The sequence below is a fragment of the Serratia sp. C2(1) genome, assembly GCF_036352655.1.
Lineage (GTDB): Bacteria > Pseudomonadota > Gammaproteobacteria > Enterobacterales > Enterobacteriaceae > Serratia > Serratia inhibens.
Genome location: NZ_JAZFBA010000008.1, coordinates 19,997 through 43,549, shown reverse-complemented (window position 1 = coordinate 43,549; position 23,553 = coordinate 19,997). Strand labels below are relative to the sequence as shown.

At 52.8% G+C, this 23,553-nt stretch carries 26 protein-coding genes and 2 pseudogenes; 21 read left to right on the top strand and 7 right to left on the bottom strand.

Features of this window, described 5'->3' with window-relative positions; translation table 11 throughout:
- Positions 1–241 precede the first annotated feature (241 nt).
- Positions 242–757 carry a colicin immunity protein Cui gene (gene cui, locus V2S86_RS24680; RefSeq protein ID WP_330764543.1) on the top strand — a complete coding sequence of 172 codons (516 nt, stop codon included), beginning with the start codon at positions 242–244 and terminating at the stop codon, positions 755–757.
- Positions 758–796: 39 nt separating this feature from the next.
- Here cui and V2S86_RS24675 read toward each other — a convergent pair whose 3' ends face one another.
- On the bottom strand, positions 797–1,969 hold the full coding sequence (locus V2S86_RS24675) for a colicin-like pore-forming protein (protein WP_330764542.1): 1,173 nt from the start codon (positions 1,967–1,969) through the stop codon (positions 797–799).
- A gap of 158 nt (positions 1,970–2,127) precedes the next feature.
- Here V2S86_RS24675 and V2S86_RS24670 point away from each other — a divergent pair, with 158 nt between their 5' ends.
- From V2S86_RS24670 to V2S86_RS24620, 11 genes are all read left to right on the top strand, one after another.
- Positions 2,128–2,547 (top strand): Exc2 family lipoprotein, encoded by a 420-nt coding sequence (locus V2S86_RS24670; protein ID WP_330764541.1) that lies wholly within the window; start codon positions 2,128–2,130, stop codon positions 2,545–2,547.
- A 287-nt stretch (positions 2,548–2,834) separates the two neighbouring features.
- Positions 2,835–3,164: an integrative conjugative element protein, RAQPRD family gene (locus tag V2S86_RS24665; protein WP_330764540.1), complete on the top strand. Its 330-nt coding sequence runs from the start codon at positions 2,835–2,837 to the stop codon at positions 3,162–3,164.
- The gene (locus V2S86_RS24660) at positions 3,164–3,406 is read left to right on the top strand and encodes a TIGR03758 family integrating conjugative element protein (protein WP_012004797.1); all 243 of its coding nucleotides are present in this window, start codon (positions 3,164–3,166) and stop codon (positions 3,404–3,406) included. Before V2S86_RS24665 ends, V2S86_RS24660 begins: the two co-directional genes overlap by 1 nt.
- A gap of 55 nt (positions 3,407–3,461) precedes the next feature.
- Positions 3,462–3,827, top strand: coding sequence for a TIGR03745 family integrating conjugative element membrane protein (locus tag V2S86_RS24655; protein ID WP_142105900.1), 366 nt, complete (start codon positions 3,462–3,464; stop codon positions 3,825–3,827).
- Between the two features lie 11 nt (positions 3,828–3,838).
- Positions 3,839–4,204 (top strand): TIGR03750 family conjugal transfer protein, encoded by a 366-nt coding sequence (locus V2S86_RS24650; protein ID WP_330764539.1) that lies wholly within the window; start codon positions 3,839–3,841, stop codon positions 4,202–4,204.
- Positions 4,201–4,872, top strand: coding sequence for a PFL_4703 family integrating conjugative element protein (locus V2S86_RS24645; protein WP_197833577.1), 672 nt, complete (start codon positions 4,201–4,203; stop codon positions 4,870–4,872). Before V2S86_RS24650 ends, V2S86_RS24645 begins: the two co-directional genes overlap by 4 nt.
- Positions 4,869–5,780, top strand: a complete 912-nt coding sequence (locus tag V2S86_RS24640; RefSeq protein ID WP_330764538.1) for a TIGR03749 family integrating conjugative element protein — start codon at positions 4,869–4,871, stop codon at positions 5,778–5,780. The genes V2S86_RS24645 and V2S86_RS24640 overlap by 4 nt, the downstream gene beginning before the upstream one ends.
- A complete protein-coding gene (locus V2S86_RS24635; protein ID WP_330764537.1) occupies positions 5,773–7,269 on the top strand; it encodes a TIGR03752 family integrating conjugative element protein in 1,497 nt (498 codons plus the stop codon). The genes V2S86_RS24640 and V2S86_RS24635 overlap by 8 nt, the downstream gene beginning before the upstream one ends.
- A 155-nt stretch (positions 7,270–7,424) precedes the next feature.
- Positions 7,425–7,850, top strand: a complete 426-nt coding sequence (locus V2S86_RS24630) for a TIGR03751 family conjugal transfer lipoprotein (protein WP_012146869.1) — start codon at positions 7,425–7,427, stop codon at positions 7,848–7,850.
- Positions 7,850–10,714 carry a conjugative transfer ATPase gene (locus tag V2S86_RS24625; RefSeq protein WP_330764536.1) on the top strand — a complete coding sequence of 955 codons (2,865 nt, stop codon included), beginning with the start codon at positions 7,850–7,852 and terminating at the stop codon, positions 10,712–10,714. The genes V2S86_RS24630 and V2S86_RS24625 overlap by 1 nt, the downstream gene beginning before the upstream one ends.
- The gene (locus V2S86_RS24620) at positions 10,711–11,115 is read left to right on the top strand and encodes an acetyltransferase (RefSeq protein ID WP_330764535.1); all 405 of its coding nucleotides are present in this window, start codon (positions 10,711–10,713) and stop codon (positions 11,113–11,115) included. Before V2S86_RS24625 ends, V2S86_RS24620 begins: the two co-directional genes overlap by 4 nt.
- A gap of 346 nt (positions 11,116–11,461) precedes the next feature.
- Here the strand turns inward: V2S86_RS24620 and V2S86_RS24615 are convergent, their stop codons facing one another.
- Both V2S86_RS24615 and V2S86_RS24610 read right to left on the bottom strand, forming a co-directional pair.
- Entirely contained in the window at positions 11,462–11,803 is a 342-nt protein-coding gene (locus tag V2S86_RS24615) for a hypothetical protein (RefSeq protein WP_330764534.1), read from the bottom strand.
- The gene (locus V2S86_RS24610; protein WP_330764533.1) at positions 11,800–12,327 is read right to left on the bottom strand and encodes a hypothetical protein; all 528 of its coding nucleotides are present in this window, start codon (positions 12,325–12,327) and stop codon (positions 11,800–11,802) included. Before V2S86_RS24610 ends, V2S86_RS24615 begins: the two co-directional genes overlap by 4 nt.
- Positions 12,328–13,304: 977 nt before the next feature.
- On the opposite strand from V2S86_RS24610, the gene V2S86_RS24605 reads away from it, so the two are divergent.
- The 5 genes from V2S86_RS24605 to V2S86_RS24585 are packed head-to-tail and all read left to right on the top strand — an operon-like array spanning position 13,305 to position 18,109.
- Entirely contained in the window at positions 13,305–13,709 is a 405-nt protein-coding gene (locus V2S86_RS24605) for a TIGR03757 family integrating conjugative element protein (RefSeq protein WP_330764532.1), read from the top strand.
- Positions 13,710–13,734: 25 nt separating this feature from the next.
- Complete coding sequence (locus V2S86_RS24600) at positions 13,735–14,718, top strand: TIGR03756 family integrating conjugative element protein (RefSeq protein ID WP_442996180.1); 984 nt, start codon at positions 13,735–13,737, stop codon at positions 14,716–14,718.
- A 10-nt stretch (positions 14,719–14,728) separates the two neighbouring features.
- Positions 14,729–16,213 (top strand): integrating conjugative element protein, encoded by a 1,485-nt coding sequence (locus V2S86_RS24595; protein ID WP_330764530.1) that lies wholly within the window; start codon positions 14,729–14,731, stop codon positions 16,211–16,213.
- A gap of 16 nt (positions 16,214–16,229) precedes the next feature.
- On the top strand, positions 16,230–16,601 hold the full coding sequence (locus V2S86_RS24590; protein ID WP_330764529.1) for a hypothetical protein: 372 nt from the start codon (positions 16,230–16,232) through the stop codon (positions 16,599–16,601).
- Positions 16,598–18,109 (top strand): conjugal transfer protein TraG N-terminal domain-containing protein, encoded by a 1,512-nt coding sequence (locus V2S86_RS24585; RefSeq protein ID WP_330764528.1) that lies wholly within the window; start codon positions 16,598–16,600, stop codon positions 18,107–18,109. Before V2S86_RS24590 ends, V2S86_RS24585 begins: the two co-directional genes overlap by 4 nt.
- A 55-nt stretch (positions 18,110–18,164) precedes the next feature.
- On the opposite strand, the gene V2S86_RS24580 is transcribed toward V2S86_RS24585, so the two are convergent.
- The 3 genes and pseudogenes from V2S86_RS24580 to V2S86_RS24570 all read right to left on the bottom strand — a co-directional run bounded on the left by V2S86_RS24580 (position 18,165) and on the right by V2S86_RS24570 (position 20,372).
- Complete coding sequence (locus V2S86_RS24580) at positions 18,165–18,545, bottom strand: hypothetical protein (protein WP_330764527.1); 381 nt, start codon at positions 18,543–18,545, stop codon at positions 18,165–18,167.
- Between the two features lie 223 nt (positions 18,546–18,768).
- Positions 18,769–19,543, bottom strand: a pseudogene (locus V2S86_RS24575) (site-specific integrase).
- Positions 19,543–20,372: pseudogene (locus V2S86_RS24570) on the bottom strand (hypothetical protein). The pseudogenes V2S86_RS24575 and V2S86_RS24570 overlap by 1 nt, the downstream one beginning before the upstream one ends.
- Positions 20,373–20,812: 440 nt before the next feature.
- Here V2S86_RS24570 and V2S86_RS24565 point away from each other — a divergent pair.
- Genes V2S86_RS24565 through lysC form a run of 3 tightly spaced genes read left to right on the top strand, consistent with a single transcriptional unit; the run spans position 20,813 to position 21,784 of the window.
- Positions 20,813–21,247: a lysozyme gene (locus tag V2S86_RS24565; protein WP_330764526.1), complete on the top strand. Its 435-nt coding sequence runs from the start codon at positions 20,813–20,815 to the stop codon at positions 21,245–21,247.
- On the top strand, positions 21,244–21,603 hold the full coding sequence (locus V2S86_RS24560) for a hypothetical protein (protein WP_330764525.1): 360 nt from the start codon (positions 21,244–21,246) through the stop codon (positions 21,601–21,603). The genes V2S86_RS24565 and V2S86_RS24560 overlap by 4 nt, the downstream gene beginning before the upstream one ends.
- The gene (gene lysC / locus V2S86_RS25515; protein WP_442996303.1) at positions 21,491–21,784 is read left to right on the top strand and encodes an Rz1-like lysis system protein LysC; all 294 of its coding nucleotides are present in this window, start codon (positions 21,491–21,493) and stop codon (positions 21,782–21,784) included. The genes V2S86_RS24560 and lysC overlap by 113 nt, the downstream gene beginning before the upstream one ends.
- 352 nt (positions 21,785–22,136) lie before the next feature.
- On the opposite strand, the gene V2S86_RS24555 is transcribed toward lysC, so the two are convergent.
- The gene (locus tag V2S86_RS24555; RefSeq protein WP_442996192.1) at positions 22,137–22,253 is read right to left on the bottom strand and encodes an integrase core domain-containing protein; all 117 of its coding nucleotides are present in this window, start codon (positions 22,251–22,253) and stop codon (positions 22,137–22,139) included.
- A gap of 816 nt (positions 22,254–23,069) precedes the next feature.
- On the opposite strand from V2S86_RS24555, the gene V2S86_RS24550 reads away from it, so the two are divergent.
- Entirely contained in the window at positions 23,070–23,456 is a 387-nt protein-coding gene (locus V2S86_RS24550) for a putative holin (RefSeq protein WP_330764524.1), read from the top strand.
- Positions 23,457–23,553 lie beyond the last annotated feature (97 nt).

Sequence of the window (23,553 nt, the reverse complement as noted above, 5' to 3'; positions counted from 1 at the left end):
TGACTCTTTACGGCGCGTCAGTGTTTAGCTTGCTATCAAGATAGCCGTGACTTTACATTTTTCGCAAATGCCTTGAATCGCATCGATGAGCGCTTAAGTTTTATGTACCTTTCTTTGCGTCAGTCTATTCCCAAAAAAGTGAAGCAAAGCGAACCAGGTGTGTTGTGTGTAAAATAGACAGTTGGACACTGGCGTAGGGATAAGCAATAATACTTTAGTCGATGATCATTAAGGAGTTATCATGAGGGACGATCTATTTGTATGGAAGAAGTTCGCAAAAATAGGACTGGTTGGCCTTATCCCATTGATTTTTATATTTGTTTTTTTCAAGGCTTCACCAGGAAATCCTATTTTTTATGATATTTTTAATCTAACGCACTCTATAAAATCGAATATATCTTCAAACAATATTTTGTTAAGTAAACCTCTGGGGCTGTATGTTGGCTTTGCAATTCTATTTTCGGTTTATTTTGTTCTTAAATACGGAAATCTTGTTAAGTTAAAACAAGGTGTGATTACGCCTGCTTTCATTATTATGAAGTTTGTCCCTTTCTCATTGATAGCTTTTATTTACATATACTTTATGGTTTTTTATGACTTGGATGTAACAGAAGGGAATCGGTTGTTGAGGTTTGTTTCATCAAGTGATTTTTTGCTTTTATCTTATTATTTGGTTTCTTTTATTGGTGTTTATTGTTTTTCTATGTTGTTCTTATTGCTTTTGATAAAGTCTTTCTCTGTGGTTAAAAATAATTAATCGCCAACCTTATTCAAGGTTGGCGAGGTATAATTAGAGTTAATGGGCTTGTCTGACAACCTCATTGTTAAAACGTGCAACAAGACCGGCATCAATAAAGGATGCGCCGTATGCGATTGCGATAGAGAACGCTACCGCTAAGGCCACAGCTACAGTCACTGGTAGTGCAAAAGCAGAAAGTACACTGGTGACGAACCCCAGTGCGACTGCTCCAGCCAGGCCACTCAATACCATGGATTCAACCTCATACATCAAGGGTGCCCAGTTGCCGGTTTTATAGCCGTCAATGCTCTTTTCCCGGATTTTTTCGATCTTCATGACAATATCGGCTGCTTTGAAGAATTTGCCAAAATGGCCAAGCCTATTTGCCATATCCTGAGCATTAACACTTCTCATTGCGTTAATAATCGCTTCTTTGTCTCCTTGGTTAACTTTCATCGAAGGATTAGACATGACATTATTAAATGAAGCCAGTGCATCCCTATAACTTCGAATCGAGCGCCCTTGAAAATTTCGGATGTTATTCACAATTTCATCAGCATAGCTCTTAAATTGACCTCCAATATGATTGCTGATTTTTTCTCCGGCATCAGCGATAATGCCACTGGCATCCATGAGGAAATCCTTCTCGTCTTTTACATATTCCCGCACCTGATCACCGGCTTTATTTTTGTCGTAATTACGGGATGACATATTGCCGCTTTCTTTCCCTGATTCGAAAGACACGTAACTGACGTTCCCATTTTTATCAACCAGCACCGAATATGTGGCACTTCCCACCCGTGAGTAATATTTATGTTTATCTTTATTATCTCCCTCTAGTTGACCCCCATCAGCTACGTTTGGATGCCCTGGAGAAGCCTGGTGTGGTCCTTGGTTCGGAGAGTTACTGGTATTTCTTCCCGCAGGAGGTTTATCTCTTAATAATGAATCTAGAATACGCATTGAACCTCCTGAATAATCTACCCATGATGAGTTCCTTTCCGTCATCACGAGCCCATTCATGGTTGCTTGACCTTGGCCATTAATAATCAGTGTTCCCCATGGTGTTTTGATCTTATCTCCAGGGTTCATTGTTGACCAACTTGCTGAATTGCTACCATTTCCATCATTTTTCCCACCTCCGGTGCCGTGAGAACCACCAGAACCGTCTCCGCTTTCAGAACTCCAGCTTGTACCATCGCCTTGATTACCGTAGTTGAAACCACCCATTTTTTGCTTCCTTTTGTATTGGTTAAGAAATTAAATACTGTATATAAACACAGTATTTTGATGCTACGCCCAAATACACATATCGTCAATAGGGGTAATGTGTGCTACTTTTAGTACTTAACTGAATGATATGTTTACTGTTATACAAAGGAGGGCTCATGAGCCTGCGTACTGTCTGGAATGGAACAACAATTGCGTTATCATTGGTACTTATTGCGGGATGTAGTTCTTCTATGAGTAGTCCGGAGCGGCATGCCAAGCATTTTATTTATACGTCCGATGATGGATTTGACCCTAACTTCGCGACGAGAAAGCAGCAATCAGTAAAATTCGCTACTCCATTCTTTGATCAATTTTGGGAAGAGGGGAAAAAAGACAGGGAAAAGGGCCTGACAAAAGAAGATGTTAAGCAGCGGGTTAATTACTTCTCCAGCGACGAGTTTTTTAATTCATTTCAAAACATCAGTATGTTCGCAGGGAAAGCTTATGACCGCACGTCGCGATCCCTAAAATGGCGAAAAGCCATGTCTGAAGCGGCTTCCAGTACTTACCTGGATGGCTACGAAGGACGAAACTGATCTCAGCGTATAGCTTTCAGCCAACCATATTATGGTGGCATCTTACTTGGGTCTACGGTAAAGGTGACCATGATGTGTTTAAGAAAGTGGCTAATTATCAAAAATATATACCCTAACTCCTCTTCCTCTTGTTTTACAGTACATCAGCCAGACTCTTGCATACTGTCTGGCTGCGTTCCTTTCCACTGGTTTAAAATTATCAAAATCCCATAAAGAGTTATCCGCTGACCTGACCCTCTGTATCCCGCACCCTGACAGCACCCTAAATCGTTAAGGAGTGCTTGTGTATGCCTATCTCCGTTGTTCGTGGTCTTGGCGCCGGCTGTTTACTGGGGCTGACTCTGCTGACCGTACTGCCTGCCCAGGCTGCTGAAAAAGACGAGCTAGCATCTGCCCAGCGCATGCTGGTTCAGGTGCAGGCGGCGCTTGAACGCGCGCGCGTTGCCGCCGTTCAGGCCGATCCGTCCGAGCGTGGCCGTTTCTTCTTTGACTATGCCCGTGCCACGTCCGATCTGAAAACCATCAATGCCGGTATTGACCGCTACCTCGAGCCCTCGCGCGCGCAACCGCGTGATGGCAGCGCGGTGGCCGGTAATTACCGCCGGGAGCGTCCCTGATGGCGATGACCGGTGCACAGCAACAGGCCTTCAATGCGGCCAGCGGAGGTGTTGAAGCCAACATCCTGTCGCTGATCTGCATCGGCGGGTTGCTGGCGACGCTGTTTGTCTGGGCGGCCTGGGCGCTGACCGATATCTGGAAAGGGTGGAGCAACCAAAAGATCCGCAACGCGGCGATGGTGCAGTTTGCCGTCAGGCTCGTGCTGCTGCTGGTCGTTGTTACCTGGATGTTTGCCAGCTGAAGACGCTGGATAGTTTTACATGTTGTTAATTTCACACTGCAAAAAGGAATGTTTTATGAATGCTGTAGTTCGTCTTTTCCGTCATTTATCTGCGCGTGTCGCGGTGGCGACTTCCCTGGCCTATGCCGCCAGTCAACCGGCGCATGCTGCCCTGCCGAGCGTTGAGCCTCCGTCTTCCGGCGGTGGCGGTGGCCTGATGGATACGCTGAAAGGCTATCTGCAGGACGGCATTGTGCTGGTCGGCCTGGTGTTGGCCGCGGTGGCATTTATCGTGGTGGCCCAGTCGGCGGTCTCTACATTTCATGAGGTTCGTGAAGGGAAAACCAACTGGGGTAAATTCGGCGCCATTATCGTGGTCGGTATCGTGCTGGTCGTGGCGGTTATCTGGCTGGTCGGCAAGTCCGCTGAAATCCTGTTCTAAGGTCGTTCGCTATGCAGACTATCCGATTTTTGCCTGACCGTCTTAACGCTGAGCCTGTTGTCTTCCGGGGCTTTACCACCCCGGAGATGGGACTGGCGGCGTTGGCCGGTGTGGGACTGGGTCTGCTCGTGTCGTTGCCGTTTTTTCCGCTTGCCGGTTGGGTCGTGATACCCACCGGCATGCTGGTGACCCCTCTCCTCGTTATCTGGTTTGGTGGCAGCCGGCTGACGCGCCTCAAGCGCGGTAAACCGGAGAATTATATCTGGCAGCGCCTCGAGGCACGTAAACGTCGCATGGGGTGGGGAAATCCCACCCTGATTATCGACAAACAGGGCTGGTCGTTGCGTCGCAGCCGCGTTGTTAAGAGGTCCAAATGAGCCGTTTTAGACATGCGGTTAAAAACCGCGACCAGCACATTCTCACGTTGCGCATTGCCTGCGGTGTGCTGGTTGTTTTTCTCCTGGTGGTCAGCATCGGCTGGATGCGGGCACCGGATAACCTGACTATCCATAATCCCCCTGACCTGCGCAGCGGCTCTACCCGCGCCTGGTGGGAGGTTCCCCCCTCCACGGTTTACAGTTTTGGTTTCTACATTTTCCAGCAGCTCAATGCCTGGCCAAAGAACGGTGAGGCGGATTTCCCGGCCAAGATTGCCGCGCTGTCCCCTTATCTGACGGACTCCTGCGCACGCTTCCTGAAGGCGGACGCCAAAAAGCGCAGCGAAAGCGGTGAACTCGCCGGCAGGACGCGCGTGGTGTTCGAAATCCCCGAGCATGGTTACAACGGCCGTTATAACCCGAGTCCGGTGACGGTGAAAGGCCGTGATAACTGGGTGGTGCGCCTTGACCTGGTGGCGGATGAGTCTTTTGCCGGCGAACCGGTGAAGCGCGCACTGACACGCTACCCGCTGAAAGTGGTGCGCGCAGAAGGGGATCCGGAACGTAATGAGTTCGGTCTGGCCCTGGATTGTTACGACAGCATGCCACAACGTCTGGCTGCGGCGCCGGCGGAACCCGCACCCGAGAAGAAAGGAGTATTCCAATGATGAAAGCACGTGTTCTGGCGCTTTCCCTGAGTGTGCTTCCCCTGGCGGCAACGTTCACGGTACCGGTTGCCCAGGCGGAAGAGCTGATGAAATGGGAGCGTATCCCGTTACAAATCCCGCTGGCCGTCGGCAAGGAGCGGGTGCTGTTTGCCGATAAAAATGTCCGCGTCGGCTTCCCGCCGGCACTGAACGGCAAGCTGAGGGTGCAAAGCAGTGGCGGCGCGGTTTACCTGAAAGCCGATGCCGCATTTCCGCCAACGCGTCTGCAACTGCAGGACGTAGAGAACGGGGAGGTTATTCTCCTCGATGTGACGGCATCGGACAAAGGCTCCGCCGAGCCGGTGCGTATTGTCTACAGCGGTGATGTGTCGTCGGTCAGCAGCAGTAATGATACCGCGACCTCGTCAGCCGGGAGCCCTTCGGCAGCGCCTGGGGCGGAAGACGGCACCCAGGCGAAGCGTAAAAAAGTCAGATACAACGCGCCGCTGCCGGTGGTGCTGACACGCTACGCGGCACAGAGCCTGTACGGCCCGGTACGCACCGTTGAAGCGGTGCCGGGCATTCACCCGGTCAACCCGCACCTGCCGAAACGAATCACCACACTGTACCCGTCAGAGCCGGTGGCCATCACGCCGCTGGGCGGCTGGGGTATTGGCAGTCGCAACGTTGTGGCGCTAAAAGTGCAGAACACCGCCAGTCGCAAAATCATCCTGGATCCGCGGGTACTGCAGGGGCAGTTCGTGACGGCCACCTTCCAGCACCGTTATCTGGGGCCGGTGGGTACCCCGGAGGACACCACCACGCTGTACCTGGTCACCGCCGGTCGCCCGGACGGGGCGTTTGTCGCGGAGCCGTCAGTGATTCGCAAAGCGGTGAAGGCAGCGAAGAAGGGGGCAAACCATGGCTGATGTGAAATCTAACATGCTGCCGAAAGTGATTGTGGTCGGCGTGCTGGCTGCGGCCGTGGTTGTTGGGCTAAAAGCCTGCAGCAGCAATAAAACGACGGAAAAAACTCAGCAGACGCATAACGTGCTGGCCAACATGTCACCGGAGGAGTTGCGCGCCCTGGGCGTTGAAGGGGACACCCCGGAAGACACACTGCGTACCCTGGTCGGTACCCTGCGCACTACCCGGACCCAACAGGCCGAGCTGCAAAGCAACATCGACAAGGTGTTGAAAGAAAATGAAGCACTGCGCAAACGCAATACCAATGTCTCCGGCCAGGTCAATGAGGCTGTGGCCGGCTTCCAGAAACAGGCGCAGCAACGCCAGCAGCAGCTCCAGCAGGAGCAGCAGACGCTGATGGGGAAAATCCAGACGCTGACTGACCAGTTGGCCGGGAACAAAGACAAGGCGAAGAGCGACAGTGATATCCCGCTCGGTCTGGGGCTGGATGGCATGGGCGCCGGCGAGGGCAGCGCAGCGCCTGGTCAGGACGGGTTGATGTGGGTCGGACCGAAAGACATGAAAGAACCTGATCCGCGCAATCCGAACAGTGCCAAAGAGGGACCGCAGTTCCCGACCTCCTTCCTGTCTGACAACGCGATCACGCGTCAAAAAGCCAAATATGAACAGCAGGTGAAAGGGCACACCAACGAAAAAGGCGAGGAAGAAGGCGCTGAGCCGGTGTTTACCCTGCCTGAGAACTCCACGCTGGTCGGTAGCCGCGCGATGACGGCGCTGCTGGGCCGGGTACCGATCAACGGCACGGTGACCGACCCCTATCCGTTCAAACTCATGATTGGCAAAGACAACCTGACGGCGAACGGCATCGAGCTGCCGGACGTGGAAGGGGCGATTGTCTCTGGGACCGCCAGTGGCGACTGGACGTTGTCGTGCGTGCGTGGCCAAGTCAACAGCATTACGTTCGTGTTTGCGGACGGTACGGTACGCACCTTGCCGCATCCTGACACCAATATGAAGGCAAACAGCAATAACAATAGCGGCAACAGTGGCAAAGACGTCAGCACCACCGCCGGTATCGGCTGGATCTCCGATGACAACGGCATTCCGTGCATCGGCGGGGAGCGTAAATCCAATGCCTCGACCTACCTGCCGACCATTGCCGCGTTGTCGGCCGCCAGCGCTGCCGGTGAGGGGATCAGCCAGGGGCAATACACCACGCAAAACAATGTCAATGGCATCAGCGCCACCATGACCGGTAATGCCGGCCAGGCGGTGCTGGGCAAAGCCCTGTCCGGCGGAATGAAAGAGACCGCCGATTGGGTACGCGAGCGCTACGGCATGATGTTCGACGCCGTCTACGTCCCTCCGGGCCAGAAACTGGCCGTACACATTACCCGCCAGCTGGCGATCGATTTTGAGACCAAAGGGCGCAAGGTGCGTTACGACTTCAGCCTGCCAGGCGAAGACGGCAGCACCGGCGGACTGGATTAACGCGTCATTCAGAGGAGAAAGGGCATGCTGTGGCTGTGGCGTCAATGCGAAAGGATGAGTCGCCCGCAGGGCTGGGCGTTCATTTTACTGTTCTGCAGCGCGTTTTGGCTGAGTGTGCTGCTTCTGCTGTGTTTGCTTATAAGAGAATGATAATCATGCGGAAAAACCTATTTAACCGAGTCCTGGCCACCGCTGTCATGGTCAGCATCATGGCATTGGCCGGCTGTTCGACGTCGAAAGAGGAAATGCTGCCACCGGGCGACAGCTCGATGCTGGAATTGTGGCAGGGTGATGACGGTGGCGGTTCGGCACGTAATGCGGTGGCGGCCCGAGACAGTCTGCGCCGGCCGCTCACCGACAGCGAAAGTCAGGCGACAGCGGCGGACGATCGCAGCTACAGCCGCACGCAGGAAAGCGAAATCAGCCAGCAGTTCCCGCGGCTGCCGAACCCTGACCTGGTGATGTATGTGTTTCCGCACCTGGCGGACGGCAACGCACCGGTGCCGGGGTACAGCACCGTGTTCCCGTTCTACAGCCAGGTGCAGTATGCGATGCCGGGTGAACGGACGGAGGCCTACTGATGCGATTTTCCCTGTTTGATAAAAAGCGCCTGACGCGCAAGAAGTCGTCGGTACCGGAGGCGGTTGCCCAGGATACATTGACTGCGACCGAGGATGGCGTGCCGTTGTCCGTAGACGGGCGTGAGCCGTTACGGCGGCCCGGCAAGATGACGGTAAAGGATGAGCAGCAGGTGTATCACGCCAACCCGTCCATCGTTGATTACCTGCCCTGGGTGGAATTTCTCGACCGCGAACAGTGTATTTTGCTCGATGACGGTGTGTCCGTCGGGGCTGTTTTTGACATCACGCCGGTAGCGACCGAAGGACGCACGGACGATCGCCTGGAGCAAATGCGCGACACGGTGGAAGACGCACTGCAGGATTCGTTTGACGAGCATGACGAAAACCCCTGGATCGCACAGTTCTTCTGCCAGGACGAGAATAACGTCGAGGCGTATATCGACCGCCTGAGAAATTACGTCAAACCCCATGCTCAGGGCAGCGCGTTCACAGAAGACTGGCTGAAAGAAACCGAACGTCATATGCGCGGTATTGCCCGTCCGGAAGGCCTGTTCAAAGATACGCTGATCACCGACCAGCCGTGGCGCGGGCAGCAACGCCGTACCCGCATGGTTGTGTATCGCTGGATTGGCAAGGGCAATCATGATCCGATGCCACCGGTTGCCATGCTGAATCAGACCTGTGAGCGCGTGACGGGGGCGCTGAATGGGGCTGGCGTGGTGTGTGTGCGGCAAAATGGCGGTCAGGTTCACGACTGGCTGCTGCGTCATTTTAATCCGAGCCCAGAATGGGTGGAAAAAGAGACCCTGTACCGTGACGCCGCCTATTTTGACAGTCGTGACACGCCGGAAGGCGCCATGCCTGTGCAGAATGATTTTGCCGAGACCCTCCTGTTCACCCCGCCCGTGTCCGATCCGGACCAGGGAGTGTGGTGGTTCGATAACCAGGCGCATTGTGCCATTCCCGTGGAGAAGCTACGCCGCCCACCGGAGCCGGGTACCATCACCGGTGAAATGAAACGCGGCGAGAAGAAAATCAATGCGCTGATGGATTTGTTCCCGGAGGGAACGATGCTGTGCATGACCATCGTGGTACAGCCTCAGGACACGCTGGAGAATGATTTTAACAAGCTGTCGAAAAACGCCGTCGGCGAGAATACCGAGTCCGGCCGCGTGCGTCAGGATGTGGCGCAGGTGAAAGAGTATCTGGGGAATCGCCACAAGCTGTACCGTGCCGGCATTACGTTCCTGCTGCGTGCCGGCGACCTGACCACACTCAACCACAAACGTGTCGATCTGACCAACGTGCTGCTGGGCGCCGGCCTGCAGCCGGTACGGCCGGAGTTTGATGTGGCGCCGCTCAATACCTACCTGCGGGCGTTACCGATGTGTTTTAACCCGGAGACCGACAAGAAACACTGGTATACCCGCCTGACCTGGGTACAGCACCTGGCGGGACTGCTGCCGGTGACCGGCCGTGAGACCGGGACCGGTAACCCCGGCATGAGTTTCTTCAACCGCGGCGGGGATACGCTGACGGTTGACCCGCTTAACAAGCATGACCGTAGCCAGAATGCACACATGCTGTATTTTGGCCCGACCGGGGCGGGGAAATCGGCGACGCTGTGTGCGACCTTATCCCAGTTGATGGCGATACACCGGCCGCGGTTGTTTATCGCGGAAGCGGGCAACTCGTTTGGGTTGCTGGCCGATTACTTTGAGAGCCAGGGGCTCAGCGTCAACAAGGTGAGCATCAAGCCAGGCAGTGGCGTCTCGCTGCCGCCGTTCTCCTATGCGCACAAGCTGGTCGAAGACGCATCAACGACGCTGGCCCTGGATGAAAATGACCTGCCGGACATCGATGCCGATGACGACGACGATGACGACAAGCGCGATTACCTGGGTGAAATGGAAATCTCGGCGCGCATGATGATCACTGGCGGTGATGCGAAGGAAGAGCACGAGTTGAAGCGTGCTGACCGGGCGATGATCCGTGAAGCCCTGTTGATGGCGGCGCGTCAGACTTATGACGAAGGGCGGCAGATGTTGCCGGCAGATCTGCAGAAGGCGCTGTACACCCTCTCGAAAGACGAAGGGAGTGATATTCGTAATGAGCAGCGTCGGGCCAAGGCGGCTGAAATGGCCGAGTCGCTCGGGATGTTTACCCAGGTCGGCAGCTTCGAGGCGGAGCTGTTTAACCGCGAGGGTAGCCTGTGGCCAGAAGCGGATGTCACCCTGATTGACCTGGGGCATCTGGCGCGTGAGGGGTATGAGGCGCAGATGGCGCTGACGATGGTGAGCCTGACCAACACCATCAACAACATTGCCGAACGAGACCAGTACTCGGAGCGGGACATCGTGTTTGCGGTGGATGAAGCGCATATCGTGACGGTGAACCCGCTGCTGGCGCCGTACATGACCAAAATCGTCAAGATGTGGCGTAAGCTCGGTGCCTGGCTGTGGCTGGCGACGCAGAACTTAAAAGACTTCCCGGACATTGCCGAGAAGATGCTGAATATGGCGGAGTGGTGGGTCTGTCTGACGATGCCGCCGGAGGAGGTCAACGATATTGCCCGTTTCAAGGCGCTGACCGAGGAGCAAAAAGCGGTGCTGCTGTCGGCCAGCAAGCTGTCCGGTTGCTATACCGAAGGCGTAGTGCTGTCGAAAAAACTCGAGGCGCTGTTCCGTGCGGTACCGCCAAGCCTGTATCTGGCGCTGGGGATGACCGAGAAAGAAGAGAAGGCCGAGCGCCGCGCACTGATGCAGGAGTTTGGTTGCAGTGAGCTCGAGGCGGCCCGCAAGGTGGCGCAAAAGCTTGACCGCCTGCGAGGCCTGGCGGCGAACGGGGAGGCTCGGGCTGCATGATGACCCTGAAATACCCGGAACCTGTTGTACGACCGCACGGCCAGGTCTGTCGTGAACCGTCGTTGTTTACCCTCCCTCCGCAGGGCGTGGCCACCTTAAGCGAAACGGATGCGCTGGCGCTTGAGATGTTCTGTGCGGCTATCCGCGATCGGCTGTGGGGACCGGTCACACTGACCGCCCACCCGCATCGCATCGGGAGCCGTACCAGCGTGGCGTTGCATCTTGAGGGCCGGCTGGGGCGTTGCATCGATGTGCTGATCACGGTGACTGGCAGTACGCTATGGCCCCTGCCGGAAGAGTACGATCACCCGCGCTGGTATGTCACCGTACCGGATGCGGCGGATGTAGTGTATCTGTTGCTCCATCTGAGCGATTTGTGCGAGCGATTTCGGGTTAATTAGTTTGAAGTGCTATTACTCTTTGACCGGCCTTCTGGCCGGTCTGTAAGGTAATCGGCATGATAATTGAAGGCAGCACGCTGGCCAATATTGCAGGTGTCGAGATCTCCCTTGAAGGACACAAAGTAACCTGTGGTTGTCCTGGAGGCTGCAAGTTGGCGGCATCAGCATAGAGGTGCGACGGCGGTAACGGGGTATTGCTGACCGCCTTCCTCACTCTGTTGGACATACAACGCATTCTGTCCAGCGCCCACAAAAAGCCGCTTTCGCGGCTGTCTTCGTGCTTTTATCTTACCGCGCATAGCACTACCGTTACGAGTTCGCCGGTCATAAAAACCTCGATTCATAACTAAAGAAATGCCAGTAATGCTTCCCCAGCTTCTACAATCACATCAAGAATAGACCCTTCTACATTCGCATAAACAGCAAATTCATTTAAAAAAAGTTGGTTCGTTCCTCCAAATAAACTTTCTATAACATCAGCGCCAGTTTGATCAATGGGGATATATGAAAATAACTGAATGATATTGTCAGAAAGTTGTGTTTCCCCTGCCATCATCATATTTGCCAGTTGTTGTACATTAGCTGACTGAGTTGCAGCGTCCGCCCCGGCAAAACTATAGTTAACAAGCGTGCCCTCAGCTGTAACCATCCAGCTCGTTCCATCAAAACCTATTACAACTGATGTCATTTTTCACTCCTAACAATATTTGGATCAATATAAGGATTTATTATCGCTGATATTATTATAGAGCTGTGTGAACAAATAGGGGCTGCGGTTATATAAAGACCTATTAAATCTTCATTCCATCGATACGCACTGCTTTTCGGATCAACTTCTACCCAGTCTATATTTTCAGATCCGGGGTTGTTATCACACATAATAAACCAGTAAGGAGCAGTACCAATACCAAACTCCTGGAAAGGAACATGAATTTTAATTCCAAATCTGGCATTTGTATGATAGGTATCAGAGTATAACCAGGTACACCATATATCAAAGTTACCGGTGAAATACCAATTCAATGTACCATCTGTTGCCAATGTCTGAATCCCAGCCAATGCGGAACAAACTGGCCCAGGACTTTGTGATATAGCATCAGAATCATGGCTATAACCCCATACATCACGTGTAACTGATATTGTTGGGTTAATAATCTCAAATGTCATTGTTGCGGAGCCACCTGGGTCATTCACCTTTACTGTTTCACTCATTATTTTGACCTCAAAAGGTTATGAAGAAAGTACAGGGTTTTTACTTTTCAGCTGATTAACACTTGAATTTGGTAGAACCATCATTTAGGAATAAACTGAATGCAAAGATCTGATTCAAAGTGTAGCGCAATACGAAGTAATTGTTTCTCAAACTTGAACTTATAAGCAGATTATCTGAATTAATGTGATAACCTATTGATAGATATATTGGAATTTCAGGGTGAGGCCACGTCAGCGGCTCTTTTGTCGTTCCATGTTTAAGACCCTACAAGATTGGACGTTCCGGTTATTCTGTCCAGTCGCACCTCCTTAGCTTCGGAATACTCTTTTTACGAGACAAGTTCCAAAAAACGATCCGAGGGCTTTCCAAGCCAAGACATTCCTCTTAACCCTCACTGGCGGTGTACACAGCGCCGTGATGTAAAAACATTATCAGGTGTGCATCTTCTTTTACCGACAAAGAGATGTGAAAACAAAGAAGACGCAAAAATACGAATCATTATTGCCGAACTGAACAAATTACCTGAGTTGGTTGAGTATCCCGTCGAGGTATCAGATCTCACCTGAGAGTTAGTCAATGAACTCCTTGTTGCCCAGACATTTCACTTGGCCTGCCTGGGGCAATGTCAGCCAGCGATTACAAATAAAAGTATCCGGTATTAGGCCAGCAAGCGGCAGATATGCTGATGAAAAGAACCGGACAACGTTTAGAGTCAGTACAAAATGGCAAGTTTTCGTCCAAAGCCTATAACCGTCCCTGGAAGCCGCCCCGTTCGGCCATTAGTTTAGCGCTATGGGGAACTCTTCTTGATAGAGGTGAGGTGATCAGGGGTTTACGGATAAAGTTACCGATTTGATTACATCTTTCAGAAGCACCAATGACTAAAATTATCACAATCCAATAAAGACTTCTTTGCTGCCTTTCTGAACTACCCATAGCACTCTGAACGGATTCAATCCACGCAGGAGTGCAGGCCATGAAAATCAGCACGTTGCTGACGTTGTTCCCTCTGCTGATGCCGGCGTCGGTGCTTGCCGGCACGGTACTCTATACCGATTCCCACCATCCCCCGAGTAACGTTGATGCCTCGGTCTCCGTTATTTATCTTGACGGCCCTGAACAGCTGCAGGCGCAGACGTTTGGAGAGCTGTCGTTGAACCCGGATGAAGCAGAGCGCCAGGCTAAAACCGTGCTGCAGTCACCGCAATGGCAGGCCCATGAACAGGAACTGGCCACGGTCTACCGTGCGGTGGTGCGTGCCTGGGAAATCGGCGTTACAAAAGTGCCAGCCGTCGTGTTTGACGATACGGATGTGGTGTATGGCACGGCTGACGTAGCCCAGGCAATGGCACTGCGCGCCCAGTCACAAGGGGGGCAGTGATATGCAGCGAACCCCTTTGAATGTGATGCCCCCGGAACAACCCCGCCTTACCCTTAAATCCCTCAGTGTGGCCATTATGTTGTCCGCGGCCAGCGTGCCGGCAGCGAACGCTGCGCTCAACAGCGCGCAGATTGTCGCGAGTGCGGTATCGCAGGCCTGCATCAGCTGGCGCGTCAGCGGAATTTGTTATTGGCTGTTGTGCACGCCGTTTGGCTGCAAGGTGCGGACCTCCGTCAAAGTCACCCACTTTATCCCGGAAGCCGTGGTGTCGACGTACAACACGCAGGGGAGTAATCCCTGGAGTGAAATGTCGATGGTAAGTCAGGCTGCCGGCGGGCTGGAAAGCAGTATCACCAGCGCACTGAGTGGCGTGTCTGCCGGCGGCGGCAATAACGAGCTGAAAACCCCCGGGGAACGTAAAACCAACCTCCACTTCAAGTATGCCGACGCCATTGGTCATCCGGCAACGTCCCTGATTGGCGGCAGCATTGCTGGCTATTCGTGCCGCAGCGCGGCGACCCCCTTTGTGCCGTATTTCCTCAGCACGCTGGACAGCCTGGCATGGCGTACCGGTATTCCCGAATCCCTCTACCCGGAGGCATTGGTGCCGGGGATGCGTGAGGTTGGCAGTCAGGCGGCCGCGAATATGTGGGGCAATGTCTATCCCCGCTCGGGGTTTGTGACCCAGGTCGATGACGACAAGGCCGGTGCCCTGGTGGCGCAGCGAGTGGCGGACATCATCACCCGTTCTGGCCAGCCCCACGTCTATCAACCCCTGATGGGCCAGCGCTCTGAGGGGTACTGGCCTCCAGGCGCTGTGACGGAGAACACCGGTACCAACAACCACAAGTGGCAACGTCTGGCGCCGCAGCTCAGCCAGTCTTGCGCCGTGTTCCCGGACGGCGACCATCCGCCGGCAGCGGATGCGAACGCTGCCTTTGCCCTGTGGCAACCCTACAGCTGCTGCCAGCGCCGCGGGCAGCGTTTCCTCTCCAGCACGGACTTTTGAGGCATGAACGATGAATAACACGATGAATAAACGCACTTTCCGAGGCCGGCGCAGCCTGCTGTCTCTGTGGGTTGTCAGCAGTCTGATGCTGGTCGGCATGAACGCGCACGCTGACGACAATGATGATAACGGTACTTTGTTTGGCATTTCGTTGCCCCAGGTGAATGACAGCAATATCGGTTACGGGAAGAGCGCCAGCGGCGCGGTCTCGGACAAGCTGTTTTATTCCCTGGGCGGTGGCTCGGTGATCTCACAGCCGGCGACACGCGGCAACATGCAACGCCTGGGCATGAACCTGGGCTGGAGCTCGGATTTGATGTGCGGCAACTTCGATCTGAAAACGACGATCGGTAATCAGCTTAATGGTGTCACCGACGGCTTCAAGAACCTGATGGGCAGCGTTATCCAGGGCGCCACCGGCGCGGTGGCCAGCCTGCCGGCGATGGCTATCCAGCGTGCCAACCCGGGACTGTATGAAATGCTGACCAACGGGGTGCTACAGGGCGGCGTCGCGTTCGATAAAGCGCAACTGAACTGTCAGAACCTCTCGAAGCGCATGATGGACATGGCGGATACCGGCGGCTGGAGCCAGGCGGCAGCGATGGAGGAAGCCAAGAGTCTGGTCAATAACGGGGACGCGGATGCGGTGCGTTCAATGAACGCGACGGAGAAGGTGACCGGGCAATCGGGGCAGACCTGGATCGGCGGTCAGAAGCGAGGTGGCTCCGGTCAGCCGGCCATCAAACCGACGCACGACCTGGCGGCCGCCGGCTACAACATGATGAATGCGCTGCCCGTCACCAGTACCTCCAGCGTGTCTGGCAGCAACTGCACTGGCGGCGCCTGTGCCAAATATGCCAGTAGCGAAGAAGCGGCAGCAGCAGTAGTGAAGGTGCTGGGCGATACCTCACTGCGTACCTGTAAGGATGCGTCTCAATGTACCAGTGGGGAAGGGAGCGAACAGCCTGGCAGTACCGTGGCCGGCACCGGTTTTGCCCCGATGCTGGAAGAGGCGACAAAAGCAAATAACGAGCAGTTGGCCAAACTGGTCAACGGAGCAGAGAAACCCACCACGGCCAACCTGGCCAAGCTCAAAACGGGCAGCCTGGCGGTGACCGCCGGGGTTATCAAGGCGCTGCAGCGTGACCCGGATAATGCTGCTCTGGTCGGCCGTCTGGCCAGCGAACTGGCGATGGCGGACACCATTGAAACCGCCTTCATTATGCGTCGCATGATCACTACCGGGATGTCCGAGCCCAATGCCTCCGCACAGAAAGTGGCGATGGAAGAGGGCGATCGGCGTATCGAGGCGCTGGATCGCGAGATCACTGCGCTGAAGAATGAAATGGAAATGAAGCGCGAGATTTCCCGCAACGCGGTGCTGACCATCATCGATCGTGAGAACAACCGAGCGGAAACCAACCCGCAGCGTCAATCGGTTGACAGCCCGGACACCAAGTTCAACCAACTGGCCGTACCGGAAACCGACCAGTAATCGTGGGGAGGCATCAATGACTGGAACAGAGAATAAAGGTATGTCGCCCCGCAGGGGCGGCCGGCTCGGTCACCGGGCAAAGCGTGTCCTGCAGATGCTGGGCATGCTTGTGATTGCGATGGTAGTGGCGCTGGGCATGGCCCACTGGGGTGTCAATCACCCAGGAGAGAGTGCCGCGCTGCGTGACTGGGTGCACAGCACTCGTTATGGCTGGCTGAGCTGGCGTCTGGCGCTTTACGCCGTGCTGACCTGGGGATTCTGGAAAATCTGGCACGCGCCGGGCTGCAAACCGGAATACCGGCAGCCCCTCAAGCGCATGGCCATCGCGTGCGCGGTATTTGCCCTGGCATGTGAATACAGCCTCTTTGGCGGAGGGCTGACGTTATGATGACCAACAGCTATCTGGAGTATTTCCTGACGCTGCTCGGCTGGCTGATTAACAACGGCCTGTGGGAGCTGCTGGTCAGTACGGGGCTGTTTGTGCTGCCCTTGCTGTTCAAGGTGGCGGCCATCTGGCTGAAGGTCCGGGAGGAAGGTGAGGATGAGGGCAACAAAGGGATGTTGTCCCTGCCGCGCATCGAGAACCTGCTCTACGGCGCGTTTTTTGTGATGCTTGCCTGCTGCCTGCCGCTAATGAATGTCAGTCTGGACACCATCAAATATGACAGCAGCCGGGCAGCGACCTGCGGTACCTGGACACCCAAAAAACCGGATGAAACGGGTTACGCCAACATCATGTCGAGCATGAACGGCCAGACGGCGAAGGTGCCGGTGTGGTGGTTGGTGGTGCATAAGCTATCGAAGGGGATCACGTCGGCGGCAGTGGCCACCATTCCGTGCCGGCCGGATCTACGGCAGGTCCGTTTTGAGGTCCAGCACAGTCGGGTCAACAACCCAGCACTGGCAAAGGAGCTGCAGGACTTCACCAACGACTGCTACGCGCTGGCGCTGTATACCTGGCAGAACCGCGACCAGGGGCAAACGACCGACAAAACCACGTTGCGTGATATCGAGTGGCTGGGGTCGAAAACCTTCCTGAATGGCGGCTACTACAACAATCTGCAGTCGAAAACGCCGCGCGCCAGTTTCCCGTGGAATGAAGGGCGGGACAGCGGTCGGCCAAACACCGGACGGGGTGGGTACCCGACCTGCAGCGAGTGGTGGTCAGCCGGCGATACGGGCCTGGAGGCCAGGGTAGTGAAGCAGGTCGACCCGGGCGTGATGCTGCGGATGTCCGCTGCGCTGAAGATGATGGGACAATCTGACGCGGACTATAAAGAAGCGGTGGTGCGTCGTCTGGTCAGCCCGGATAACCTGACGGTCTCCCAGGGCGGACGGGCGTATGCCGGCTATGGCGGCAACGCTGACTTCACCCTGGACAACTCGGTTAACCGTATTGCCTCGATGGGCGGGACCGCACTGGGGAGCTTGGCGGCGTATCCGGCATTTGATGCGATGCGTCAGGCGCTGCCGATGGTGCAGGCAGTACTGTTGATGGCGGTGTATATCATGGTGCCACTTATCCTGGCCTTTGCGGCCTACGAGTATAAGACGGTGATCACCATGACGTTCGTGGTGTTTGCGCTGAATTTTCTGACGTTCTGGTGGGAGTTGGCGCGCTGGCTGGACAGCTGGCTACTGGAAGCGCTTTACGGCTCGGACACGCATAGTCGATGGAACGTGGCTGGTTTTCAGAACAGTTCTGACGACTTGATCATGAATCTGGTGATGGGGTGTATGTTCTTGGTGTTGCCAGCAATGTGGCTTGGGGCATTATCATGGGCAGGGATTAGTGTCGGTCAAGCCGTCGGTAGCGCACTAAGAACTGGCGTTTCTAAAGCTCAAGAGACTGGTGGTGATGCAGTTAATACGCTTAAAAAATCGGTAAAATTATAATATCTATGGGTACGGGGGAAGCTGCAAAAATGCTCCCCCTAACTCTTGTTTTTGCTCAGTCTAATCGCTCTGAAGTGAGGTCATCAGAACTAGTGTAGTAGCCGTAACCGTCATTACCATGCCTGATTGATGGCCCAGAACCCCTATCATCAAATACATTCTCATTAGAGGTGTTTATATTCTGAAGAATGATAGCTATAGCCCAAATGAAAAGCAGGCTGCCTGCAATGATGATTCCACCAAACAGGGCTGTGGCGGCTGAACCTAGAAACGCAACAGCAATGGGTACATGCCCAATCCAGCCAGGAAGCTTGTGCTTACGAGCTTTAGACACACAGAATGTATCCCATCTCAAAATCGTGCCTTTAAGACGCTTCCACATACGTGCTACCCAAATGCCCCGTTGATAGGCTTGCTGGTTTCGAGTTTGGCTCATAATGTCACCCTATATCTTGTTAGGCCTTTCCGCCACTATAGCCTAGATAACAACCAGTGGCTATTTGCCAGGCTCTATAGGAGGGGAGTTTTGCTTGACGGCCAGTATCACTATCGATTGGTGTTTTGTCGATGGCACAACTGTGATGAAAAGCTTTAAACACTTTGCAGGAATATATTCAGTTTATCCCCAATTTTGCCTGTTTTTATCTATCGGCTGCTCTCTACCGACCTTTAAGCATCGCCACTGCGTCCGCTTCCGGCATTGAGAATTGCACCCGGTGCCGTGCCGCCACATCCAGCGCAAACACCTTCGTATAGACCTCCGTGGAGCTGAGCGCCTTGAGCCCCATCAGCGACTGCAGCACCTTGAGCGGAATGCCGGCATACAGCATGTGCATCGCGTAGCTGTGACGGAAGGTGTGCGGGGTGATAGGGACCGAGAACGTCACACCATCCTGCGCTGCCGCTTCCACGGCCTCGGCCAGCCAGCTGCGCACCGTTCTGTCAGTGATCGTCCACAGACGTACTTTCTCCATGCGACCGGTTTTGGAATCCCGGCGTTCCAGTGGAATTTTCAGCGTGGCCACCATGGTCTGCAATTGCGCGACGTACTGCGGATCAGATAGCGGCACCAGGCGGTGTGCCGAGCTGCCGGCTGGGAGCCGGCCTGCGGTTCGCGCGCCCTTCTCTGCCCGCTGCTTGAGCGTGGCCAACTGCGCGAACGGGTAGGGCGGTGCCAGCGAAACCCCCCCTTGTCAGCGCCAGCGCTTCGTTAATCCGGGCGCCGGTATTCCACAGCGTAGCCAGCAACATCTTGCGGTGTAGATCCGGCACATAGTGGAGCAGGGCGCTCACCTCCGGAGCCAGCAGGTACTTCGGCAGTTCGTCCTGTACCAGTGCCATCTGGCGCAGCGCCAGCGCAGCCGGGTAGTCGATGGATACAGGCAGTTGAGCTGCAGTTCCTGGATGCTGTCCCAGGGTAACGAGCCCGGTCATCATGAGGCCTCTCCGGCTGGAGGTATGTTCAGTGCTGACGCTATAATTTCCCGGTTTTCCTCATTACGCAAGTTACCGAAATAGGCCACTTCCAGGCGCAGGGACTGGTGTGCCGCCTCTATAAGGTCAGAGACGCTCTGCAGGGCATTCTGTAGCTGCTGCGCGGATATCGTTCTTGGCACATCCTGTTCATCCACGCCGTTACGGTACACCAGGTCGTTTCGCCAGTCTGCGATGATGCCCAGAGGCTTAACCGGCCAGACGGGTGGGATGTGCAGCACGGCGCCGAAATAGCGCTCAATGGTTTCAACGTTATGAAATGTCATTCGGGAAACATAATTCCGAGCCGCTGGCCTGAACAGGTCAATATCCATTGTGCGCGCCGCGAGTTTCTCTTTATTACTTAATTACTTACCCGTGGCGCGGATTTCAGGTAGAACTCATCAAGAAACCGTCTGAGAGGCCAGTCATGTTCCAGCAGGGCCCTGGCGCAGTACATCAGGTACGCCTCCATGACCGTCACGGCATGGACGAACGACATCCTGTACACCAGTTCAGGCTGTTCTTTATCGAGCAGGGCATATAACTTCTTTAGCTCCTGATTTGCGTGCAGGTAACGCTGACGAACATTGTTCAGGGAAGCCACAAACAGCCCGTGTTCATGATCCCACTGAGCCTGATCGGCAAGCGACTCCTGCTCCCAGTAGTACAAGTTCGCGGCATGCTCTCATTCTTCAGAGTCGGGGATAACATTCGGGTAATTTTCCGCAAGCCATTCATCAAATCGTTCAGTTTCAATATCCATCATCAGGTCTTTCATGCTTCCCATAACACCTGTACCTCTCTGTGTGGTTTTATAAATGAGAAATCCCGACGCCGGCGACTGCGCAGACATCGCCGGAGAGAACTCCGGAAGCACTAAACCGCTCACAGAACCGTACGTGAAGCACTCACCTCATACGGCTCCTATTATTCATCCCTTTCTGTTCATGAACTTCCAGTGCGCAAACAGTGCATTATTGCGCTGTTTGATCCGCTACAGTACTTCGCTGGCGCGGCTTCGGTGCCACCGGTATTGCTTATTAACAATATTTGCATGAAATATGTTAAAAAATGCATGGCGCTATTCTAGATAACATTCAGTATAATAAACCCAGTTATCTCAGTAGGTTTTTATTTTCTCATTCATTGGTATTATTATCACTATTAAATCATGTAACAATAAAAGATGTAATCATAACGCACCTAGCCAAAAAACCGAGGAAGAAAATGGAAGTTGGCTTTACCAGCCTTATGCTGATTAAAAGATTCGAAGGGTTATCTCTACAAGCCTATCCGGATCCCGCTACTGGCGGGAAACCATGGACTATTGGATATGGTCATACTACTGACGTAAAACCAGGAGACTTAATCACTGAAGAACTTGCCAATGAATATCTAATGAAAGATCTTCATATTTTCTCATTAACTATTAAAAATCACGTAAATGTACCACTAACTCAGAATCAGTTCGACGCACTACTTTCACTTGCATTTAATATTGGTCATGGAAATTTTGTTAAATCGACCTTGCTGAAAAAGCTAAACCAAATGGATTATGTTTCAGCTGCAGATGAATTCCTACGCTGGAAGTTCGCTGCAGGCAAGCTTTTTCCGGGATTGCTCAACCGCCGCTTGGCTGAGCGTGAGCTATTTCTATCATGATGTGGTTCCTTGTTTATTGGCGAGCAATAGGTTTGACCCTATTATTGGTGAGCATATTTTTAGTTGGAAAGGTTGCGTTATATTACCGAGAAAATTATTTTCAGATATTAAATTTAAAAATAGAGCAAGATAATTCCCTGGCTCAACAGCGAGAATTAATTTCCATCTTGCGGGAGGATGAGATCCGTAATCGAAAAATTATGGCTTATCAACAAGAAAAAGAAAAGTTTTTACATCAGCAAAATGCGATATATCAGAAGGAGCTTCAAGATGCTATCAAGAAAGATGAATGTGCTACTCGCAATGCTACTGTCGCTATTCTTAACATCTTGCGCGCCGCGAATCCCTCCCCCTGAATTGGTCACTCTTTTTCCTCCTGAGTCAGTATTCAAACCCTGCGACATCCCCATTTTAGAGGGAGATACTTGGGGCGATATTAGTAGCTATTCGCTCGCATTGCGAACAGTGTTGTCGCTTTGTGCTAACCAGGTCGCTACACTTATTCAATGGAGAACGCAGCATTGGCTAATTGAATGATTCTATAATCATTCCCGGAAGTAGATTAGCTCATTTATTTTCATATATCTTTTATCTTTGATCCCGTTATTGGTCTGATGTTGCAGATATGCCCCAGCGACACTATTAGGATGCCATTCGTTATGCTGTCCGAAGGCTTCCACAAGATGCTTTACTATCGTTAATCCTTCAAGTTTTTTCATAATCGAGGGAATGAGTAGGTCCACCATTTCTATGGGACAAACCCTCTTCTCAACACCGGATTTACAGAACTATAGCAGCCGGCTGACCTTGACCCCGAATATGATCCAGCCATAATCGGTTTTGACCCTGACCCCGTATGTGATCCATTCATAATCAGGAATAACCGGCTTCATTCTGACTGCATATTCTGGCAACCGGCAGATTTATCGGCGAATTCGGATGGTGTCGTCCAGCCCAGCGCAGAATGAGGATGCCCCTTATTATAGGGTATGCGCCAGGCCTCGATTTTTCACCGGGCATCTTCCAGTTCAGGCACTCCTGCCACAGCCTGTCGTTGAACGACTCACTGTGGCATTATCTGCCCGTGAGAAGTCAATCCAGAGACGACGTTTGTACAATTCTTTCCAGCCTCTCGGCAACTTCTACAGGCCGCTGATTCTGACCCACGCAGCTCCCCAGACACTCACGCGTGTAGAGATCAATGACCGTCTAGCAGACGGAGCCGACGACCGTCAAACAACGCATCATAAAAAAATCCATGCCCCAAATCGGGTTTCGGTGATTCGAAGGGGCAGCGTACTGTCGTCGGCAGTAACAGAGCGGAACCGGAACGAACTGCGGCTAACCTGCAGCGCAAAAAAACTGTCTTTCACCGGCACCGTAGTGGATCTGCAACTAGCGCAGGCGTGTCAGCGTCAGTTCTGTTTTGCTAGTACGTCCTGCAGCATGGCCTTGTCGAGGGTCAGATCGGCAACCAACTTCTTCAGGCAAAGGATTGTTCTCCTCGAGCAACCGCATGTGCTTCAGTTCTAAAGGAGAAATATCACCATACTTTTGCGCCAAGTCGGAAATACCCAGCTTGCGGCATATTTTCGACACGAACGTACCCAGCTAAGTATGCTTCAGGGCAAAGACAATCATTGATTTAATTAATAGTAGTGGTTTGTCAAAAAATGACATGAAATGATGATGTGTATATAAATATAATGTACTATTATATGGCATGTGGTTAATTTCCATTGGTTTATTAATTGCAGTCTAATTTAATAAATATTTCTATGTCATAAATTCTTTGCGAAAAGGTAGGGAGACAAGAATGCATATGGATACTGAGAATATGATTCATGATGCTAGTTTTATGCTGCTAAATAGAGTTGGTGATTATGTTGATTTTTTTGGGTTTATTGATTTTGAAATATTATTAGGCGCTCTAACTGGTTCTGTTATTTTTATTTTTAACTTACCTAAAGATAACGAATTTTCTTGTGCAAAAAATATTTCTTTGTTCTTGTCCTCATTCTCCTTTGGCATTTTTGGCCATGAGTTCATGGCTAGTATAATTGACCTTTCCTTCCCAATGGAAGTAGTTGTACCTGATTCAGTAGGTGCTGTTGCCGCTTCATCAATAGCAACAGGTTTATTGATAAGATTAAGTAGAAATCCAATAAAAACACTTTCATTTATTCGCGTTAAACTTTGGAAAAAATAGCATGTTCTTTACATTCCTTGCCGTTAACAAGAATGATTTAAAAGCTAATTTTCTTACATGAGGAGTTTTTCTTTGTACGAGAGGGGTAGGTGATTAC

Excerpts from the sequence above, each read along its gene's own strand:
- V2S86_RS24670 (WP_330764541.1), top strand. The coding sequence starts at position 2,128 with ATGAGCCTGCGTACTGTCTGGAATGGAACAACAATTGCGTTATCATTG.
- V2S86_RS24650 (WP_330764539.1), top strand. The coding sequence starts at position 3,839 with ATGCAGACTATCCGATTTTTGCCTGACCGTCTTAACGCTGAGCCTGTT.
- V2S86_RS24605 (WP_330764532.1), top strand. The coding sequence starts at position 13,305 with ATGAAAATCAGCACGTTGCTGACGTTGTTCCCTCTGCTGATGCCGGCG.
- V2S86_RS24550 (WP_330764524.1), top strand. The coding sequence starts at position 23,070 with ATGGATACTGAGAATATGATTCATGATGCTAGTTTTATGCTGCTAAAT.
- V2S86_RS24660 (WP_012004797.1), top strand. The coding sequence starts at position 3,164 with ATGGCGATGACCGGTGCACAGCAACAGGCCTTCAATGCGGCCAGCGGA.
- V2S86_RS24610 (WP_330764533.1), bottom strand. The coding sequence starts at position 12,327 with ATGAGTGAAACAGTAAAGGTGAATGACCCAGGTGGCTCCGCAACAATG.
- V2S86_RS24590 (WP_330764529.1), top strand. The coding sequence starts at position 16,230 with ATGACTGGAACAGAGAATAAAGGTATGTCGCCCCGCAGGGGCGGCCGG.
- V2S86_RS24560 (WP_330764525.1), top strand. The coding sequence starts at position 21,244 with ATGATGTGGTTCCTTGTTTATTGGCGAGCAATAGGTTTGACCCTATTA.
- V2S86_RS24620 (WP_330764535.1), top strand. The coding sequence starts at position 10,711 with ATGATGACCCTGAAATACCCGGAACCTGTTGTACGACCGCACGGCCAG.
- lysC (WP_442996303.1), top strand. The coding sequence starts at position 21,491 with ATGCGATATATCAGAAGGAGCTTCAAGATGCTATCAAGAAAGATGAAT.
- V2S86_RS24675 (WP_330764542.1), bottom strand. The coding sequence starts at position 1,969 with ATGGGTGGTTTCAACTACGGTAATCAAGGCGATGGTACAAGCTGGAGT.
- V2S86_RS24655 (WP_142105900.1), top strand. The coding sequence starts at position 3,462 with ATGAATGCTGTAGTTCGTCTTTTCCGTCATTTATCTGCGCGTGTCGCG.
- V2S86_RS24600 (WP_442996180.1), top strand. The coding sequence starts at position 13,735 with ATGCCCCCGGAACAACCCCGCCTTACCCTTAAATCCCTCAGTGTGGCC.
- V2S86_RS24565 (WP_330764526.1), top strand. The coding sequence starts at position 20,813 with ATGGAAGTTGGCTTTACCAGCCTTATGCTGATTAAAAGATTCGAAGGG.
- cui (WP_330764543.1), top strand. The coding sequence starts at position 242 with ATGAGGGACGATCTATTTGTATGGAAGAAGTTCGCAAAAATAGGACTG.
- V2S86_RS24630 (WP_012146869.1), top strand. The coding sequence starts at position 7,425 with ATGCGGAAAAACCTATTTAACCGAGTCCTGGCCACCGCTGTCATGGTC.
- V2S86_RS24665 (WP_330764540.1), top strand. The coding sequence starts at position 2,835 with ATGCCTATCTCCGTTGTTCGTGGTCTTGGCGCCGGCTGTTTACTGGGG.
- V2S86_RS24635 (WP_330764537.1), top strand. The coding sequence starts at position 5,773 with ATGGCTGATGTGAAATCTAACATGCTGCCGAAAGTGATTGTGGTCGGC.
- V2S86_RS24615 (WP_330764534.1), bottom strand. The coding sequence starts at position 11,803 with ATGACATCAGTTGTAATAGGTTTTGATGGAACGAGCTGGATGGTTACA.
- V2S86_RS24625 (WP_330764536.1), top strand. The coding sequence starts at position 7,850 with ATGCGATTTTCCCTGTTTGATAAAAAGCGCCTGACGCGCAAGAAGTCG.
- V2S86_RS24645 (WP_197833577.1), top strand. The coding sequence starts at position 4,201 with ATGAGCCGTTTTAGACATGCGGTTAAAAACCGCGACCAGCACATTCTC.
- V2S86_RS24580 (WP_330764527.1), bottom strand. The coding sequence starts at position 18,545 with ATGAGCCAAACTCGAAACCAGCAAGCCTATCAACGGGGCATTTGGGTA.
- V2S86_RS24595 (WP_330764530.1), top strand. The coding sequence starts at position 14,729 with ATGAATAACACGATGAATAAACGCACTTTCCGAGGCCGGCGCAGCCTG.
- V2S86_RS24585 (WP_330764528.1), top strand. The coding sequence starts at position 16,598 with ATGATGACCAACAGCTATCTGGAGTATTTCCTGACGCTGCTCGGCTGG.
- V2S86_RS24640 (WP_330764538.1), top strand. The coding sequence starts at position 4,869 with ATGATGAAAGCACGTGTTCTGGCGCTTTCCCTGAGTGTGCTTCCCCTG.